Annotated in this window: 16 protein-coding genes; 7 read left to right on the top strand and 9 right to left on the bottom strand. The window is 68.8% G+C overall.

What is annotated here, in order from left to right; translation table 11 throughout:
• Positions 1–3: 3 nt before the first annotated feature.
• Positions 4–1,647, top strand: coding sequence for an amidohydrolase family protein (locus ACFY3J_RS07080; RefSeq protein ID WP_384172117.1), 1,644 nt, complete (start codon positions 4–6; stop codon positions 1,645–1,647).
• Between the two features lie 34 nt (positions 1,648–1,681).
• On the opposite strand, the gene ACFY3J_RS07085 is transcribed toward ACFY3J_RS07080, so the two are convergent.
• Positions 1,682–2,554 carry a trypsin-like serine peptidase gene (locus ACFY3J_RS07085; protein WP_384172120.1) on the bottom strand — a complete coding sequence of 291 codons (873 nt, stop codon included), beginning with the start codon at positions 2,552–2,554 and terminating at the stop codon, positions 1,682–1,684.
• A gap of 290 nt (positions 2,555–2,844) precedes the next feature.
• Between ACFY3J_RS07085 and ACFY3J_RS07090 the strand changes: the two genes are divergently transcribed.
• The 3 genes from ACFY3J_RS07090 (at position 2,845) to ACFY3J_RS07100 (ending at position 6,236) form a co-directional block, all read left to right on the top strand.
• On the top strand, positions 2,845–4,344 hold the full coding sequence (locus ACFY3J_RS07090; protein ID WP_390840470.1) for a DUF2079 domain-containing protein: 1,500 nt from the start codon (positions 2,845–2,847) through the stop codon (positions 4,342–4,344).
• Positions 4,345–4,484: 140 nt separating this feature from the next.
• Complete coding sequence (locus ACFY3J_RS07095) at positions 4,485–5,696, top strand: pyridoxal phosphate-dependent aminotransferase (RefSeq protein ID WP_384172125.1); 1,212 nt, start codon at positions 4,485–4,487, stop codon at positions 5,694–5,696.
• Between the two features lie 102 nt (positions 5,697–5,798).
• Entirely contained in the window at positions 5,799–6,236 is a 438-nt protein-coding gene (locus tag ACFY3J_RS07100; protein WP_384172128.1) for a hypothetical protein, read from the top strand.
• A 211-nt stretch (positions 6,237–6,447) separates the two neighbouring features.
• Here ACFY3J_RS07100 and ACFY3J_RS07105 read toward each other — a convergent pair whose 3' ends face one another.
• Both ACFY3J_RS07105 and ACFY3J_RS07110 read right to left on the bottom strand, forming a co-directional pair.
• Positions 6,448–6,738, bottom strand: a complete 291-nt coding sequence (locus tag ACFY3J_RS07105) for a hypothetical protein (protein WP_384172131.1) — start codon at positions 6,736–6,738, stop codon at positions 6,448–6,450.
• 396 nt (positions 6,739–7,134) lie between these two features.
• Positions 7,135–7,926: a DUF6445 family protein gene (locus ACFY3J_RS07110; RefSeq protein ID WP_384172132.1), complete on the bottom strand. Its 792-nt coding sequence runs from the start codon at positions 7,924–7,926 to the stop codon at positions 7,135–7,137.
• A 657-nt stretch (positions 7,927–8,583) separates the two neighbouring features.
• Here ACFY3J_RS07110 and ACFY3J_RS07115 point away from each other — a divergent pair.
• Positions 8,584–9,858, top strand: coding sequence for a glycosyltransferase (locus tag ACFY3J_RS07115; RefSeq protein ID WP_384172135.1), 1,275 nt, complete (start codon positions 8,584–8,586; stop codon positions 9,856–9,858).
• A gap of 83 nt (positions 9,859–9,941) precedes the next feature.
• On the opposite strand, the gene ACFY3J_RS07120 is transcribed toward ACFY3J_RS07115, so the two are convergent.
• Entirely contained in the window at positions 9,942–11,036 is a 1,095-nt protein-coding gene (locus ACFY3J_RS07120; protein WP_390840471.1) for a glycosyltransferase, read from the bottom strand.
• Between the two features lie 343 nt (positions 11,037–11,379).
• On the opposite strand from ACFY3J_RS07120, the gene ACFY3J_RS07125 reads away from it, so the two are divergent.
• Positions 11,380–11,850, top strand: a complete 471-nt coding sequence (locus ACFY3J_RS07125; RefSeq protein ID WP_384172140.1) for a tetratricopeptide repeat protein — start codon at positions 11,380–11,382, stop codon at positions 11,848–11,850.
• Between the two features lie 55 nt (positions 11,851–11,905).
• Here ACFY3J_RS07125 and rfbD read toward each other — a convergent pair whose 3' ends face one another.
• The 3 genes from rfbD to ACFY3J_RS07140 all read right to left on the bottom strand — a co-directional run bounded on the left by rfbD (position 11,906) and on the right by ACFY3J_RS07140 (position 14,165).
• The gene (gene rfbD, locus ACFY3J_RS07130) at positions 11,906–12,817 is read right to left on the bottom strand and encodes a dTDP-4-dehydrorhamnose reductase (RefSeq protein ID WP_384172143.1); all 912 of its coding nucleotides are present in this window, start codon (positions 12,815–12,817) and stop codon (positions 11,906–11,908) included.
• The gene (gene rfbB, locus ACFY3J_RS07135; RefSeq protein WP_390840511.1) at positions 12,814–13,788 is read right to left on the bottom strand and encodes a dTDP-glucose 4,6-dehydratase; all 975 of its coding nucleotides are present in this window, start codon (positions 13,786–13,788) and stop codon (positions 12,814–12,816) included. The genes rfbD and rfbB overlap by 4 nt, the downstream gene beginning before the upstream one ends.
• A gap of 173 nt (positions 13,789–13,961) precedes the next feature.
• Positions 13,962–14,165, bottom strand: coding sequence for a hypothetical protein (locus ACFY3J_RS07140; protein WP_384172146.1), 204 nt, complete (start codon positions 14,163–14,165; stop codon positions 13,962–13,964).
• Positions 14,166–14,255: 90 nt separating this feature from the next.
• On the opposite strand from ACFY3J_RS07140, the gene ACFY3J_RS07145 reads away from it, so the two are divergent.
• Positions 14,256–14,954 carry a hypothetical protein gene (locus ACFY3J_RS07145; protein ID WP_390840472.1) on the top strand — a complete coding sequence of 233 codons (699 nt, stop codon included), beginning with the start codon at positions 14,256–14,258 and terminating at the stop codon, positions 14,952–14,954.
• Positions 14,955–15,227: 273 nt separating this feature from the next.
• Here the strand turns inward: ACFY3J_RS07145 and rfbC are convergent, their stop codons facing one another.
• Both rfbC and rfbA read right to left on the bottom strand, forming a co-directional pair.
• Positions 15,228–15,827 carry a dTDP-4-dehydrorhamnose 3,5-epimerase gene (gene rfbC, locus ACFY3J_RS07150; RefSeq protein ID WP_384172152.1) on the bottom strand — a complete coding sequence of 200 codons (600 nt, stop codon included), beginning with the start codon at positions 15,825–15,827 and terminating at the stop codon, positions 15,228–15,230.
• Between the two features lie 25 nt (positions 15,828–15,852).
• On the bottom strand, positions 15,853–16,797 hold the full coding sequence (rfbA, locus tag ACFY3J_RS07155) for a glucose-1-phosphate thymidylyltransferase RfbA (RefSeq protein ID WP_390840473.1): 945 nt from the start codon (positions 16,795–16,797) through the stop codon (positions 15,853–15,855).
• Positions 16,798–17,012 lie beyond the last annotated feature (215 nt).

Consider the following 17,012-nt stretch of genomic DNA (forward strand, 5'->3'; position numbering starts at 1 on the left):
GCCATGGACCCGGTGGAGCTCGCCGACTACGCCGATCTCGTCATCCGGGACGCGGACGTGGCCGACGGCACCGGCGCCTTCTCCTACCGCGCCGACGTGGCCGTCAAGGACGGCAGGATCGTCTCCGTCGTCAAGGAGGCCGCGGCGGCCGGCTGCCAGCGCCCGCGGGCACGGCGGGAGCTGGACGCGGAGGGCCTGGTTCTGGCCCCGGGCTTCATCGACATGCACGCCCACAGCGACCTCGCCCTGCTGCGCGACCCCGACCACAGCGCGAAGGCCGCGCAGGGCGTCACGCTGGAGGTCGTCGGGCAGGACGGGCTGTCGTACGCGCCGGTCGACGACCGCACCCTCGCCGAGGTGCGCCGGGCGATCAGCGGCTGGAACGGCGACGGCGACGACATCGACTTCACCTGGCGTTCGGTGGGCGAGTACCTGGACCGGCTCGACCACGGCTTCGACGGCGAGGGCATCGCCGTCAACGCCGCCTACCTGGTCCCGCAGGGCACCGTCCGCGCGCTCGCCGTCGGCTGGGAGGACCGTGCGGCCACGCCCGAAGAGCTGGACCGGATGCGGCGGTTGGTCGCCGAGGGCATGGAGCAGGGCGCGGTCGGCATGTCCGCCGGGCTCACCTACACCCCCGGGATGTACGCGGGGGACGCCGAACTGACCGAGCTGTGCCGGGTGGTGGCGGCGCACGGCGGCTACTACTGCCCGCACCACCGCAGTTACGGCGCCGGAGCCCTGGAGGCGTACGCGGAGACGGTGCGGCTCGCGCGCGAGGCGGGCTGCCCGCTGCACCTGGCGCACGCCACCATGAACTTCGGCCCGAACAAGGGCCGCGCCGGCGAACTGCTGGCCCTCCTCGACGAGGCGCTCGCCGCCGGCGCCGACATCACCCTGGACACGTACCCCTACACCCCCGGCTGCACCACCCTGGTGGCCCTGCTGCCGAGCTGGGCGGGCGAGGGCGGCCCGGAGGCGGTCCTCGGGCGGCTGGCCGACGAGGACACCGCGGAGCGGATCCGCCGGCACCTGGAGGTGACCGGCTCGGACGGCTGCCACGGGGTCCCGGTGGAGTGGGAGACGATCGAGATCTCCGGGGTCACCGTCCCCGCGCTCGCCGGGTACGTCGGTCTGACGGTCCGGGAAGCGGCGGCCCGGCGCGGCGAGGAGCCCTGGACCACCGCCCGGCGGCTGCTGGTGGAGGACCGGCTGGGCACGACGGTCCTCCAGCACGTCGGCCACGAGGAGAACGTCCGGGCGATCATGCGCCACCGCGTCCACACCGGCGGCTCCGACGGCATCCTGCGGGGCACCAAGCCGCATCCACGGGCCTACGGCACCTTCCCGCAATACCTCGGCCGGTACGCACGGGAGCTGGGCGTGCTGTCGCTGGAGGAGTGCGTCGCGCACCTCACGGGGCGCCCGGCGGCCCGGCTGCGGCTGCCGGACCGGGGTGTGGTCCGCGAGGGGTACCGGGCCGACCTGGTCCTGTTCGACCCGGCCACGGTCGCGCCGGGCTCGACCTTCGAACGGCCGCGCGCGCTGCCGACGGGGATTCCGTACGTCCTGATCGACGGCCGGTTCGTGATCGAGGACGGCCGGCGCACCGACGTACTGGCGGGGCGGGCGGTCCGCCGGACCTAGTGCCGGCCGCCCGCCCCGCCCTGTGCTTCTCCGGTCAGGGCTTGGGCAGGGTGCAGCCGCTCCTGGTCAGGTCGAGCTGGTTGCCGGTGCCGAAGCAGGCGGGGATCTGGTAGGTCTGCTCGGCGTAGTTGATGCCCCGCCGGACGGTGATGGTGCCGCTCGCGTCGACCTCGCACGGGTTGTTCACGGTGCAGCGGCCGCCGCTCTCGTTGCCGGTGTTGTTGACGGCGACGACCTTGCCGGTGGCGGTGTCGATGACGGGCGAGCCGGAGGTGCCGCCGATCGTGTCGCAGGCGGAGGTGTAGCGGACGGAGTCCTTCCAGGTCCAGTTCCCCTCCTTCAGGCGGTAGACGAAGCCGTCGATGTTGCAGCTGTAGATCCGCTTCCAGTAGCCGGAGACCACCTTGATGGCGGTGCCGGCGACCGGGTGGGTGTCGCTCAGGGCCAGCGCGTTGATGCCGTAGGAGCTCCTGATCTGCGCGTAGGTGCTGGTGAGCTGGTAGATCGTGACGTCCGTGTCGGTCATGGTCGAGTAGACGACCTTGTTCGCCCGGAGCGTCGCGACCTGGGTGCCGGCCGAGTTGAGCAGGCCGAAGGTGCGGCTGGACGTCTGGCCCACGATGACCTGGCCGGGCGACGGGAAGCCGGTCTCCAGGCAGTGGCCGTTGCTGAGCACGAGCGCCGGGTCGGCGTCCGCGGAGCCGGGGAGGCGGACGACCGAACCGGAGCAGTTGCTCAGCGCGACGGTGCCGGCGAAGTCGACGGCCGCGAGCGCGGGACTCGCGCCGGCCGTCCCCTTCGCAGGGGCGGACGCCGCGCCGCTGGTCTGGGTGGCGGCGGCCGCGGGTGCCATGCCCGCCCCGGTGATCACCAGGGTCGCGAGCGCGGCAAGGAGAGGCTTGTTCATCTGTGGGGGTCCCCTCTTCAGACGTGAGGGACCGGAGATCTTCCGGTCCCACTGTCTTGTCATGTGCATTGTGATGGCGTGAGGGGTCGGCCACAAGAAGTCGGGGGCGGTCGGCAGAAGACGGAGCGCGCCGAGCCTCGGCGGGGCCGGTGAGGGCGCACCGCCCTCTCATGCGGCCATTCGGCGGATTCTGACCACACGGGAGTTTGGTCGACGCCGCGTCACAGTCGAATACCGCATACGGCTGGCATCTTGATGGCTGCCAATTCCGGTTCCCCGAAGGGCTCTCAATGCAAGCACAGTCCACCAAAAGCGCAGCGGTCCCCGCACAGTCGTCGTCCAAGAAATCGGAGGCGGCCGAATCACCGTACTCAGGCCGCTTCGCCGGCATCTGGTGGATCTGGGCCCTGGCGGGAACGCTTTTCGTGATGTACGCGGCGCTGTCGCTGCACCTCCACCATCGGATGATCACCAGCAGCTACGACCTGGGAATCTTCGAGCAGGTCGTCCGCTCCTACGCGGAAGGGCATTTGCCGGTCTCCGAAGTGAAGGGGCAGGGCTTTCCCGTCCTGGGGGATCACTTCTCTCCCATCCTGGCGCTGATGGCGCCTCTCTACTGGGTGTATCAGGGAGCGGAGACCCTCCTCGTCGTGCAGGCCGCTCTGATCGCCGTGAGCGTGGTCCCGTTGGCTCTCTGGGCGCGTCGGACCCTTGGCGTTCCGGCCGCCGCGGTGATCGGTGCCTGCTACGGACTGTCCTGGGGAATCGCCAGCGCGGTCGGCTACGACTTCCACGAAGTCGCCTTCGCCGTGCCGCTCCTGACCCTCTCACTCACCGCCCTGGGCAACGACCGGCTCGTCGCCGCGGGGTGTTGGGCCCTGCCCCTCCTGCTCGTGAAGGAAGACCTCGGGCTCACGGTTCTCGCCATCGGTCTCGTCATCGCCCGGCGCGGCAACCGCAGGCTCGGACTGTTCGCGGCCGCGGTCGGTCTCGTCGGGGCGGCACTCGCGCTCTTCGTGATTCTGCCGGCGTTCAGCCCGAACGGGTCCTTCGCCTACTGGTCCCTGTTGCAGGGCTCCTCCGGCGCCCCGGGAACGGCCGGAAGCGGTGCGGGCGGCCTGCTGGACCTGCTCCACCGGGGCACGATCGGTCTCGTCACCCCGCAGACCAAGGTGACGACTCTCCTCCTGGTGCTGGCCCCCACCCTGTTCCTGGCGCTGCGGTCCCCCCTGTTGTGGGTCGCCGTGCCGACCCTGGTGTGGCGCTTCGCGTCCAACAACGGCCTGCACTGGGGGACCGGCTTCCACTACTCGCTCATCCTGATGCCGATCGTGTTCGCGGCGTTCGTCGACGCCCTGGTGCGGCGCGGGACGAGCGGGCCCAGTCTGCGGCGTTACCTCGCGGGCTCCGCCGCGATCACCCTCGCCATCCTTCCGAGCTTCGCGTTGTTCCAGCTGTTCCAGCCGGACACCTGGCGGACCGATCCCCGTGTCGCCGTCGCCCGTCGTCTGATGAACTTCATCCCCGACGGCGCCACGGTCCAGGCGTCCGACCATCTGGTGCCCCAACTGACCAACCGCACGAGCGTCAGCATCTACGGCGCCGAAGGCAACCGCCCCAACCCCCAGTGGATCATGGTGGACACCTGGGCTCCGCCCGGAGCGCGAGGGTGGCTGGGCGCCCCGCTGAGCGCCGAAGCCGAACAGCAGCACCTGACGGCCGACCGCCAGAGAGGATACGAGCTGGTGGCACTGCAGGACGGCTTCGCACTCCTGCACCACCGCGACTGAGACGACCACGCCCGCATACCGGCCGAAACGCAACGAGATCCGGTGAACAGCGCCACTGACACCAAAAGCGATCAAATCCCCTGTCTCACGTGATGGAAAACTCCCCACAATCGGTGCCACGTGGCCGTAAGCTCACGGACATGCAGGTGATCCAGTCCACGAAGCTCGCCAACGTCTGCTACGAGATCCGGGGCCCCGTACTCGAGGAGGCGATGCGGCTGGAGGCGGCCGGTCACCGCATCCTGAAGCTGAACACGGGCAACCCGGCGGCGTTCGGCTTCGAGTGCCCGCCGGAGATCCTGGAGGACGTCCTCCGCAACGTCTCCACGGCCCACGGCTACGGCGACGCCAAGGGCCTGCTGGCCGCCCGACGCGCGGTCGTCATGCACAACCAGACCCTCGGGATCGAGACGGACGTCGAGCACGTCTTCATCGGCAACGGCGTCTCCGAGCTGATCGTGATGGCCATGCAGGGGCTGCTGGACGACGGAGACGAGGTCCTCGTACCGGCCCCGGACTACCCCCTGTGGACGGCCGCGGTCTCCCTGTCCGGCGGCACCGCCGTCCACTACCGCTGCGACGAGCAGTCCGACTGGATGCCCGACCTCGCCGACGTGGAGCGCAAGGTCACCGACCGCACCAAGGCGATCGTCATCATCAACCCCAACAACCCCACCGGCGCGGTCTACGACCCGGCCGTGCTCAAGGGGCTGACCGACATCGCCCGCCGGCACAACCTGCTGGTCTGCTCCGACGAGATCTACGACAAGATCCTCTACGACGGCGCCACGCACACCCCGACCGCGTCGGTCGCGCCGGACCTGCTGACCCTGACGTTCAACGGCATGTCCAAGGCGTACCGGGTGGCCGGCTACCGGGTGGGCTGGATGTCCGTCTCCGGCCCCCGCGCGCACGCCGACTCCTACCTCGAGGGCCTGACGATCCTGGCGAACATGCGCCTGTGCGCGAACATGCCGGGCCAGCACGGCGTGGTGGCCGCGCTCAGCGGACGGCAGAGCATCAATGACCTGGTCCTGCCGGGCGGGCGGCTGAAGGAGCAGATGGACGTCGCCTACGAGCTGCTCACGCAGATCCCGGGCGTGACGTGCGTACGGCCGAAGGGCGCGCTGTACCTCTTCCCGCGCCTGGACCCCGCGGTCTTCAAGATCAAGGACGACCGGCGGATGGTCCTGGACCTGCTGCGCCGCGAGAAGATCATGGTCGTCCAGGGTACGGGCTTCAACTGGCCGGAACCGGACCACTTCCGGGTCGTCACACTCCCCTCGGTCGGCGACCTGCGGGACGCGGTGGGGCGGATCGGCACCTTCCTGGACGGCTACAGCCAGGACTGACGCTCACGTTCGGTGCCTCTACGGACCGGTTCCGCGAGCGGACTCAACTTTAGACATGTTCTAAGCTAGGATGTCTTCTGTCAGCGCACAGGAGGCCATCCCATGTACGAACCGATCCGCACCGGGCCTTCCGGCAGGTCCGTCCGGAGCCCGATGGCCGGCACCACCTCCGACTTCCCCCACCGCTCCCGCGAGGAGGAGCTGGACATCCAGCTCGCGGGCCATCTGGCGGCGCTGCTCGCCGTCACGGACGAACTGCGCGCACTGACCCCCTCCACAGATCTGGACACCGCGGCCGAGCGGCTCGCCGAGCAGGTGGCCCGACTGGGAGGAGGCCGTGCTCCGGCCCGCGCGTCGGTGGCCGCCGCCCGCGAGCCGTCGGCGCTGCACCAGCGGGCGCACGCGCTCGCCGGGCGCACGCTCGTCGTCGCCGCCTCCCGGGCCGACACGGCGGTGGCGATCCTGGCGGCCGAGCGGATGGATGCCCATGCCGCTGCCACGCAGAGTGAACCGCAGAAGTTCAGTGGCGCCGCCCATTAGCCCTCCGCCGAGGGCTTCCCGATCGGCCCCGGTCCGCGTGCACCCGCAGCGACACGCAGACCGGGCGCCATGACACCCGGGCCGGCCTTCCCCGCCGCCGGGTAACAGCACAGCCACGGCGAACCGACAGGCCGCGGCACGGGATCCACGACACCGGATCACAGTGAACACCGTGATCCCCAGGACGCGAGCTTTCACGGTGTGGGCTTGATCAGGCCGAGTCCGCGGTCGGGATGCGACCGGTGGTGATCGACCGCGGCGGAGTGATTGCGCCGGCCGGCGAGTTCGGCGAGGGCGAGGGCCGTGTCGCGCAGGCCGGCCGTGGCGGGGTGCCTGTGTGGATCGTCGAGGCGTCTTCGCGCAGGGTCACGTCGCGCAGGTGGTGCAGGGCTTCCACGCCCCAGTGCTCGCGAGTGCGTTCCTGATGCACTGTCAGGTCGGTGACGGCGTGAACCCGTTCGATGGTGAGCTTGCCGGTGGCCAGGACGCGGTGGCGGCGCACGATCTGTCGAGTCCGGCGGCGAAGCGGACGATGCCGACCCGGGTCGCGGCCCCGGCCGGCACGGCCGTGGTGCACAGCGCCAGCAAGGCCCCGAGCCGTAGCGGCGGCCGCGGACCCGGCCCGGGTCGGGCACGCGATCCAGGACACCGGCCAGGCCGACCAAGCAGTGAGCGTCCTGGTCGGAGGTGTCCGGCAGGCGGTCGCGGCGGCGAGTGACGGCGGGGATCAGGGAGGAGGGAATACGGACGCGGCTTCGGTTGCGATCAACAACTTCAGACAGACACCTTGACCATCCGAGGCCGCGTCTCGTTTCACCAACGCCGTCAAGCCGACAACACACCCGACCGTCTCGTCACCCGACGACGCCCCAGCCCTGATTGCGGTCGGACGTCAAGCTCAGATGTTGATGTCGAAGAAGAAGAGCTGCACCAGGCGGTGGGTGCCGTGCTCCCCGGCGAAGTGCTCGTACGACGTGGCCGAGTGCATGAGTTTCGCGTCCCAGATCACCAGCCGGTTGTACTGGCCGGAGATCGACTCGATCAGCTCCCAGTTGTCCTCGTGCTCAAGGTTGTACGGGTCGTAGACGACCGAGCGTGCGGCCTCGATGGCCTCGGGGCTGCCGAGGCGCACCGCCTCCTTCGGGTGGGTGGGCGCACGCCGGCAGCCGTGGGTCTTGTCGCGCCAGAAACTGGTGCCGGCACCGGCAGGCGGGTTCGGGTTGAGGTAGATCGCGGCGGCGTAGCTCTGCGCGTCGTGGTGCCAGACCAGCGGGTCGTCGTGCGCGGTCTGCTGGAAGACGCCGTTGGCGTTGTGGCTGAGCCATTCGGTGACCGGAGTGCCGAGCAGCCGCGAGAACTCCTCACGCAGGCCGGGCCAGAGGAACCGGTGGTCGCTGCGCAGACCTTTGAAGTACTGCGCGCCGGTGTGGTATCCGACGCTGAGCGCGATCTTGCGCACCTCGTCCGGGTCGTCGAGGAAGTCGTCCACGGAGAGCAGGTGCGGTGGGGTGGGGGTGAACAGCCGCTTGGCGGCGGGCTTGCGCTGCGCGTCCTCAAGGGTGTCGGCGGGGACCACGATCGGCAGCTGCGCCGAGCCACTGGAGATCAGGTAGCCACCGTCACCGTGGTCCTCCAGCACGACGGCACCCTCACCGCCGAAGTAGACCTGCTCCCCCGGGTTGAATGGCATGGTCACACTTCCTTCCCCGTACATTGACTGACGCTCGAAGATTACGGGGCAGCTCCTCACAAATGCCGAGTTTCGCCGCATAATTACCCAAATCGGCGCAAGCGCCCGTCAGGTCGCGTTGACCGTCCTGCTGCCCGGAGATCCACACCGGCACCGCGCCACGCGCCACGGCCGGCCTGCGCAACACGGCCCTCGCTCTCACCCTCGCCGAACTCGTCGGCCGGCGCCACCACTCCGCCGCGGTCGATCACCACCGGTCGCATCGCGACCGCGCACTCGCCCCGATCAAGCCCACACCGTGAAAGCTCGCGTCCCCCCTTCCTTCTTGCGTACATTCGAGTGGTCTGCACGCCCCACAGGCCTGCCAAATGGCGACGTTGTCAAGACGGCCTCGTAACGTCGGCGGAAATACGGTCGGTTGAGATCAACCACATCCGTCCGTCCTTTCCATTCCACGAGATGTGGCAACGTGAAGCGTAGGCGATTGTGGGCAGCGCCCGCCGGTGCGGCGGAGATTTCCAAGGGCCGCGACGGCGAGGCCGGGACGCAATTCGGCCGTGCCGTCACAGCCGATCCCGCACTGCTTTCCCAGACACAGGAACGCCTCCGTAACTCCGTACGCCCCGCACCGACATCGAGCCACGCAGGGAAGACCAGATGACGTCGACCGCGACACCCAGGTTCTCCGTCTTCACCCCCAGCCACCGGCCCCGTTTCCTCGATGAGTGTCTCGCGTCGCTGCAGGCGCAGACCTGTCCGGACTGGGAGTGGATCGTCCTGCTCAACAATGGTGCCCGGTGGCGGCCCGAGCGCCCCGACGACCGGGTCCGCGTGGAGATCGCGGACGACGTCCAGGGGGTCGGAGCCACGAAGCGCCGAGCCTGTGAACTGGCTCGGGGCGAGATCCTCGTGGAACTCGACCACGACGACCTGCTGGCGAAGGCGTGTCTGGCAGAGCTCGGCAAGGCGTTCGACGCCCACCCCGAGGCCGTCTTCGTCTACAGCAACACCGCGCAGATCACCGAGAACGGCAAGCGGGACAACGATCGCTTCGACGCGAGGTTCGGCTGGGAGTACGAGGAGGTGAGGGTCGACGGCCGCAAGTTCTTGCAGGCCATCTCCCTGGCGCCGACCCCGCACAACGTCGCCTACATCTGGTACGCGCCCAACCATGTGCGGGCGTTCCGCAGGAAGAGCTACGAGAAGGCCGGCGGGTACGACCCCACCCGTGCGGTCCTGGACGACCAGGACCTGATGTGCCGCCTGTTCCACGTCGGCGACTTCCACCACATCAACCGCTGTCTGTACCTCCAGCGGGTGCACCCGGCGAACACCCAGCGCGATCCGGAGATCAACGCCCACATCCAGAGCGAAACGGTCGCCTTGTACGACAAGTACATCGAGGCCAACGCCCTCGCCTGGACCCAGCGGCGCGGGCTGCTGGCGCTGGACTTCCAACCGGGCGACCGCAGACCGCCCGGCTATGTGGGCGTGGACCGGGTCCCGGGGAAGAACGTGGACATCGTCGCGTCCCTGCCGGGGAAGCTGGACCTGGCCGACGGCTCCGTCGGCCTGATGCGGGCGGTGGACTTCCTCCCGCACGTGCCCTCGAAGGTGGCGCTGATCAACGAGCTGTACCGGCTGCTGGCACCCGGCGGCATGCTGCTCAGTCTGACGCCCAGCTCCGACGGCCGCGGCGCGTACCAGGACCCGTCGCACGTCGCCCACTACAACGAGAACTCGTTCTGGTACTACACCGACGACCAGTACCGGTCCATGGTTCCCGAACTCGAGGCCCGGTTCCAGTCCTCCCGGCTGGTCACCTACTTCCCGACCGAGTGGCACTCGAAGAACAACATCTCCTACGTGGTCGCCAACCTGATCGCGATGAAGGAGGGCGCCGCCCGGTGCGGCGGACTGCTGCTGGTCTAGGACCCGCGGAACAACAGGCGCCCGGTGGACCATGAGGTTCCACCGGGCGCCTCTGACGTCCTGGGGGCCTGACTCCTGCCGCCTCAGACCCCGACGAATTCCCTTGAGCGCAGGTGGCGTCGCGCGAACTCGAGATTCTCGATCACACGCTCACGGTGCTCGGAGGGCAACTTGCCGCCTGCCAGCAGGCGTTCACAGCATTCTTCCGTTTCCTGGTACTCCCCGACCCAGTAGGCGGACACCGCGAGTTCGTCGAGTGCGCGCCACTCGTACCAGTCGGACGCGACGAACAGGTGGTCGTCGCTCGGATACGGGAGGCGTGCCGCCTCTCGCGCGAACAGGTGGGCGAGCGGCCAGCGCTGCCCGTTGAGACGGCACCAGCGCGCGAGTTCCCCGAGCGCTTCGGCGCGTTTGGGGCGGCTCTCGTGTGCACCGAGGTAGCGGTCCATCACCTCGGCCGGCGGCCGCCCCAGCTCTTCGGCGAACTGCGCCGCGAACAGGCGGGAGCAGAAGACCTCCTCGTCCCAGCCGCCCATGCCCGCCCGGCGGTCATAGGCTTCGATCGCCTTCTCGAGCTCACCGGCGCTGCGCCAGCTCTGGGCCAGGTAGAACACATAACGCTCGTTGTCAGGCTCCTTGATCAGGCCCTGCTGGAGGATCTCTGCGTCTCCCAGGTACTTCTCCCGCGGGCTTTTGCCCCTGCTGCGTCCCCCTCCGCCCACGATGACGATGGTGGCGCCTTCCAGATTCCCTTGGGTGTACTGCGAACCGCAGTCGAGGTACTCGTGCAGGACGCCGACGTAGCGCCACGGCAACCGGGTCGAGACCAGGGCGCGGCGCCGGTATCTGATACGTCCGCTGCTGACGCCGATCCAGTAGGCGTCGCGCTTCAGCTCCGGCATTCGAGAGCCGGGCGCCACGTCCATCACGTCGTCGGCGTCCATGAAGAGCAGGTAGTCCGCGGCGGCGCGGGCGAGTTCGATCGCCTCGGTACGGCTGCCGTCGAACCCCTTCCAGGGTCGTTCATGCAGTTCGCCCGGCAGGTCGCTGTAGACGTCGCGGATGATGTCCTGCGTGCCGTCGGTGGAGCCGGTGTCCACGATGACCCATGTGTCGATCAAGGGCCGTACTGATTCGAGGCACCGCCTGATCACCGGAGCTTCGTCCTTGACGATCATGTTCAAACAGACCGTTGACTTCACGGGTGCCATCCAATCCAGCCGCTCAAAGCCACGCAAACAGGCTGGGCCGACACGATCACGACGGCTCGTGCATTCGAGTGGTCTGAACGGCCCGGGCGCCTGCCGAACGGCCGCATCATCAGGGCTGCCTCGTAACGTCGATGCCGACCACCTGTGACTGGCCAACTCCATCCGTCCGCCACCCTCCACGAAAAGTGACACAGTGAAACGTACGAGATTGTGGGCAGGACTCGCCGCGGCCACGACGGTTGCCACCGGGGTGGCCGTCTGGGCGATTCACTCCCCGTCGGCCGGGCCGTCGGGATCCAGGGCCGGTTCAGTGGCCGGGAACGCCAAGTCGGCAGACGCGCTTCTGCGGTCCGCCCTCCAGCGCCAGGTCAACCAGGATCCCCTTGGGGCTGCCCAGGACTACCGGCGCGTCCTGGAAATGGACCCCCGGAACAAGAACGCCTGGTACGGCCTCGGGCTCATCGATCAGCAGTACGGAAGGATGGCGGACGCCCGGACAGACTTCGAGAAGGCTCTCGAAATCGATCCGCACTTCATGTCCGCTCTCTACAGCGAGGCGCACATGCTGAGATCGAGTGACCCCGACCGGGCCATTGAACTCCTCAGGCGTGCCGCTGCCACCGATCCGAAGGCGGCCGCGATCCATCTGCAACTCGGTCAGCTCCTCGCGGAGAAAGGCCGCACGGGCGAGGCCGGCGATGCGTTCCGTCGTGCCGTCGCGGTCGATCACAAGCTCCTCTCCCAGGTGCCGGAGGGGTTCCGGGACGCGGTGAGCCGGTGATGGCCCGGTGACTCCGAAGGCGCCCGGCGGACCATGAGGTTCCGCCGGGCGTCTGCTACGTGCGCCGGGTACTCGTGCGCGCCGCCGCGGCCAGGGCGGCGAACTCGGGTGCATTCAGCGCGGCCGTCAGCTGGTCGTCCCACGGAGCGAGGGGGACGAGGCCGGCCCGCGGCCAGTTGCCGTGCCCGAGGACACCGAAGGCCGGGCGGGCGGCCGGACGTGGGAACTTGTCCGAGCCCACCGGGCGGATCCGTTCGGGATCGAGGCCGCTGAGCCGGAAGGCCTCACGCGCCAGGCCGCACCACGTGGTGCGGCCGGCCGCGGTGCCGTGATAGATGCCGGCCGGTGCCCACCCGGTCAGCGCGGCACGGCCGAGGGCGGCCAGTTGCCGGGCGAGCGCCCGGGACCAGGTCGGCTGTCCGTGCTGGTCTGCCACCACGTCCAGGGTGTCGCGCCGGGCGGCGAGTTCGAGCATGGTGGTCACGAAGTTCGGGCCGTGGGCGCCGTAGAGCCAGGCGGTTCGCACGATGTAGCCGGTGCGCGGCAGCAGTTCGACGACAGCCCGCTCCCCCGCCAGTTTGCTTCGCCCGTACGCGTTGACAGGCCCCGTCGGCGCGTCTTCGGAGTACGGTCGGCGGGCATCGCCGGGGAACACGTAGTCGGTGGAGACGTGCAGCAGGAGGGCGCCGCTGTCCGCGCACGCGTGTGCGAGGTGGCGGACGCCGGTGCCGTTCACGGCCGTGGCCGCCGCCTCGGACCGCTCGGCACCGTCGACGTCCGTCCAGGCGGCGCAGTTGACGACCACGCGGTGACCGGTGACGGCCGCGCGGACGGCCCCCGCCTCGGTGATGTCCAGCTGCTCCCGGCTCAGTCCCGTCACGACGGCGTCCGGATCGGCGGCGAGTTCGGCCAGCACGTCCTGCCCGAGGAGCCCGTGTGCACCGGTCACCAGCCAGGTCGTGCTCATCGCAGCGCGGCCCTCTCCTTCAGCGGCTCCCACCAGGAGCGGTGCGTGCGGTACCAGTCGACCGTGGCGGCCAGGCCGTCGGTGAAAGACACCTGCGGGGTGTAGCCCAGTTGCTCGCGGATCTTGCCGTCGTCCAGCGAGTAGCGCAGGTCATGGCCCTTGCGGTCGGCCACGTACTCGACCCGGTCCCAGCCCGCGCCGACCGCGTCCAGCAGCAGCCCGGTGAGCTTGTGGTTGGTCAGCTCGGTTCCGCCGCCGATGTTGTAGACCTCCCCGGCCCGGCCGCCGCGCAGGACCAGGTCGATGCCCCGGCAGTGGTCGGAGACGTGGAGCCAGTCGCGAACGTTGCTGCCGTCGCCATACAGGGGGACCGATTTCCCGTCGAGCAGGTTGGTGATGAAGAGCGGGATGACCTTCTCGGGGAACTGGCGGGGCCCGTAGTTGTTGGTGCACCGGGTGACGACCACGTCCAGGCCGTGGGTGCGGTGGTAGGCAAGAGCCAGCAGGTCGGAGCCGGCCTTCGAGGCGGAGTAAGGGGAGTTCGGTGCCAGTGGCCACCCCTCGGTCCACGAGCCTTCGCTGACCGAGCCGTACACCTCGTCGGTGGACACATGGACGAATCGGCCGACGCCGTGCCGGTGGGCCGCGTCGAGGAGCACTTGAGTACCCATCACATTGGTGCGGACGAACGGACCGGCCCCGTCGATCGACCGGTCCACGTGCGACTCGGCAGCGAAGTGCACCACCGCGTCGTGGCCCGCCATCACCTGGTCGACCACGTCCGGATCGCAGATGTCGCCCCGGACGAAGGCATAGCCCGGGTGTTCCGCCACCGGTGCCAGGTTCTCCTCGACGCCGGAGTAGGTGAGTTTGTCGAGGACGGTGATCCGCGCCGTCGGATCCGGGTCCAGCCGCCGCCGGACGTACTCCGAACCGATGAATCCGGCACCGCCGGTTACGAGGATGCGCATCATTCTCCGATTTTCTTGCTGCCTGCGACTTCGGCACCGGGGTCTCCTGCCGGTGCCGAAGTCGCGGGCGCGGGCACAACGCGGACGGCGCCCCGGAGCCGAGGCCCCGGGGCACTGTCACTCATTCGCGGGTGAAGCCGGCGGCCGCTACGGCACCGGCGATCGCCCGAGGGTTACGTCGGGTGAACGCAGACCACGTACGCGGTGATGTCGTTCTCGTTGTTCGCGGTGGTGGTGGCCTGCCAGCCGGTGGGCGGGTTGGTGCCCAACGGGAAGGTCTCGATGAGGTCGCCGTTCGTGGCCAGGGCACCGCCGCCGGTGGCGAAGTCACCGGTGTGGCAGGACGCGGTCACCGAGTGCGTGCCGGTCTCGCTCACGACGTAGGTGGTGCCGACCGTACCCTGTGCGCCCTGTGCACCCTGGTGGCCCTGTGCACCCTGGTTGCCCTGGTTACCCTGTGCACCCTGGTGGCCCTGCGGACCCTGGTTGCCCTGGAAGCCCTGCGGACCCTGGTTGCCCTGGAAGCCCTGCGGACCCTGGTTGCCCTGGAAGCCCTGCGGACCCTGGTTACCCTGGAAGCCCTGGTTACCCTGCTCACCCTGGTTACCCTGTGCACCCTGGTGGCCCTGGTTGCCCTGGTTGCCCTGGTTGCCCTGGAAGCCCTGGTTGCCCTGCTCACCCTGGTTACCCTGTGCACCCTGGTGGCCCTGGTTGCCCTGGAAACCCTGGTTGCCCTGCTCACCCTGGTTACCCTGTGCACCCTGGTGGCCCTGGTTGCCCTGGAAACCCTGGTTACCCTGCTCACCCTGGTTACCCTGCGGGCCCTGCTTACCCTGCGGGCCCTGCGGACCCTGGTGTCCCTTCTTGCCCTGTGGGCCCTGCGGACCCTGGTGACCCTTCTTGCCCTGTGGGCCCTGCGGACCCTGCGGACCCGGCTTGCCCTGTGGGCCCTGCGGACCTCGCTTGCCATCGTGGCCCTTCGGACCCTGGTGACCCCGCGGACCACGGTCGTTGCGGTGCCCCTCGACGGTTCTTACGTCGTTCGGATCGTCCGTCGCCATCACTGTACGACTGCTGGATCTCTCGATCGCGTCGGCGATGGCGACGGTACTCGGGGCGACGTTGAGCGCCATGGCAAGCGCGCTCGCCGACACCAGCGTGGCTGACCTCAAGCGTGAACTTCGGATCGTTCTACGGTTCAAGAGAACCTTCCTCAGCAACTGGGAGGGACCAAACCGCAAGCGCGCGCACTTGGTGCGCTTCGTTCGCATGCGTGTCACGTGCCATTGGCCACGGACTAGAACATTCTTTGCTCACCGCGGCCGGGAATTTGCGAAGCCAACACACAGCGGGCTGGGCAAATCACCCGAGCAGCCTCAACCGATATCGTTTCGGGCTTCCGTTTGGTGGCGTGTGCGAATTCGCGGGACACGCCTGCCTCAGGCGCTGCCCACGAGCCCTCCGCGATAGCCGCGGCAGTTCTCGAAGGAAGGCAGCAGGCCCTGCCTCTCGGCTTCGTCCAGCGTGGGTGCCGCGGCGTCCTTTTCAGAAAGCCGCATGGCGACGCCCTCGGGCCAGGCAATAGCCAACCTCGGGTCGAGCGGGTTGATGCCGTGCTCACGTTGCGGCGCATATCCCTGTGAACACAGATATACGACCGTGGAGTTGTCCTCCAGCGCCATGAAGGCGTGGCCAAGTCCCTCCGAAAGATAGACACTGCGGTGCGTCGTGTCATCGAGCCGAACCGCCTCCCATTCCCCGAAACTCGGGGAGCCGGTGCGGATGTCGACCACGACGTCGAGGATCGCGCCACTGACGCAGGTGACGTACTTGGCCTGCCCGGGCGGGACCGACGCGAAGTGAATACCGCGGACAGTACCTCGAACGGAGCGCGAGCAGTTTGCCTGAGCGAGCCGGAGCCCCTGGCCGATGGAATCCTGGAACCCCTCGCCCTTGAACCACTCGTGGAATCGTCCTCTGTCGTCCGTGAAAACCTGGGGCGTGTCCACCCAGGCCCCTTCGATGCGAAGTGGTCTCACGTGTACAACTCCTTTCCGCCGGCCGTCACGCGGGAACGCCCGGCCCGGTTGGCAGCAGTTCTTCCCGGCGCGATCCGCTGCCCGGCTGGGGCATGACGACGGACCGGGGATCCTCCAGCAGGCCCAGCAGATAATGGCCGTATCCGCTCTTGAGCAGCGGCTGGGCCAGTTCGCGGAGCCGGGCGTCGTCGATCAGGCCGGCCCGCCAGGCCGCTTCCTCGACACAGCCGATCTTGAAGCCCTGGCGTTCCTCGACCACACGGACGTACTCCGAGGCCTGGACCATGGAGGCGAAGGTCCCCGTGTCCAGCCACGCGGTTCCCCGGTCGAGCCGGACGACGTGCAGGTTCCCGGACTCCAGATAGGCACGGTTGAGGTCGGTGATCTCCAACTCGCCCCGGGCGCTGGGCCGCAGACTCCGGGCGATATCGACGACCTGGTTGTCGTAGAAGTACAGTCCGGGCACGGCGTACCGGGACCTGGGCCGGGCCGGTTTCTCCTCGATGGACAGTGCCTGACCGAGTTCGTCGAACTCCACGACGCCGTAGGCCGAGGGGTTGGCCACCGGGTAGGCGAATACCCGGCCGCCTTTGAGATCCACGTTGTGGGTGAGCCGGGTGCCGAGGCCGCTGCCGTGGAAGATGTTGTCGCCCAGGATCAGGGAGACCGGCTCGTCGCCGATGAAGTCGGCCCCCAGCAGGAAGGCCTGGGCGATTCCCTCCGGGCGCTCTTGCGCCATGTACCTGAATTGCAGGCCGAGTTGACTTCCGTCGCCGAGCAACCGGTGGAACTGCTGCTGGTCTTCCGGGGTGGTGATGATCAGAATCTCCCGGATTCCGGCCATCACCAGTGTGGAAAGCGGGTAATAGATCATGGGCTTGTCGAAGACGGGCAGCAGCTGCTTCGACACCGTGCGGGTCAACGGCCACAGTCGCGAGCCGGTGCCCCCGGCCAACAGGATTCCGCGCATGGCATCACCATAGGTGAATTGCCCATGAATGCGGCTTTTTGGGCGCCCCTTGCCGCGTCCGTGCCGGGCGTGCCCGCACACCACAGCGCGAACAGGCCCTATCGCCGCGGGTACACGCGCGCACGCCGAAGAGGCCGGGTGCGCACGCCGTTGTGCGCACCCGGCCTCTCGGGGGTGTCGCCGCGGCCGACCGGGCGACGTTGCAGGTCAGGGCA

The organism is Streptomyces sp. NPDC001231 (assembly GCF_042896885.1).
Taxonomy (GTDB): Bacteria; Actinomycetota; Actinomycetes; order Streptomycetales; family Streptomycetaceae; genus Streptomyces.

Bases quoted from the DNA above. Each gene is read 5' to 3' on its own strand.
- ACFY3J_RS07080 (WP_384172117.1), top strand. From the start codon at position 4: ATGGACCCGGTGGAGCTCGCCGACTACGCCGATCTCGTCATCCGGGAC.
- ACFY3J_RS07085 (WP_384172120.1), bottom strand. From the start codon at position 2,554: ATGAACAAGCCTCTCCTTGCCGCGCTCGCGACCCTGGTGATCACCGGG.
- ACFY3J_RS07090 (WP_390840470.1), top strand. From the start codon at position 2,845: ATGCAAGCACAGTCCACCAAAAGCGCAGCGGTCCCCGCACAGTCGTCG.
- ACFY3J_RS07095 (WP_384172125.1), top strand. From the start codon at position 4,485: ATGCAGGTGATCCAGTCCACGAAGCTCGCCAACGTCTGCTACGAGATC.
- ACFY3J_RS07100 (WP_384172128.1), top strand. From the start codon at position 5,799: ATGTACGAACCGATCCGCACCGGGCCTTCCGGCAGGTCCGTCCGGAGC.
- ACFY3J_RS07110 (WP_384172132.1), bottom strand. From the start codon at position 7,926: ATGCCATTCAACCCGGGGGAGCAGGTCTACTTCGGCGGTGAGGGTGCC.
- ACFY3J_RS07115 (WP_384172135.1), top strand. From the start codon at position 8,584: ATGACGTCGACCGCGACACCCAGGTTCTCCGTCTTCACCCCCAGCCAC.
- ACFY3J_RS07120 (WP_390840471.1), bottom strand. From the start codon at position 11,036: ATGATCGTCAAGGACGAAGCTCCGGTGATCAGGCGGTGCCTCGAATCA.
- rfbD (WP_384172143.1), bottom strand. From the start codon at position 12,817: ATGAGCACGACCTGGCTGGTGACCGGTGCACACGGGCTCCTCGGGCAG.
- rfbB (WP_390840511.1), bottom strand. From the start codon at position 13,788: ATGCGCATCCTCGTAACCGGCGGTGCCGGATTCATCGGTTCGGAGTAC.
- rfbA (WP_390840473.1), bottom strand. From the start codon at position 16,797: ATGCGCGGAATCCTGTTGGCCGGGGGCACCGGCTCGCGACTGTGGCCG.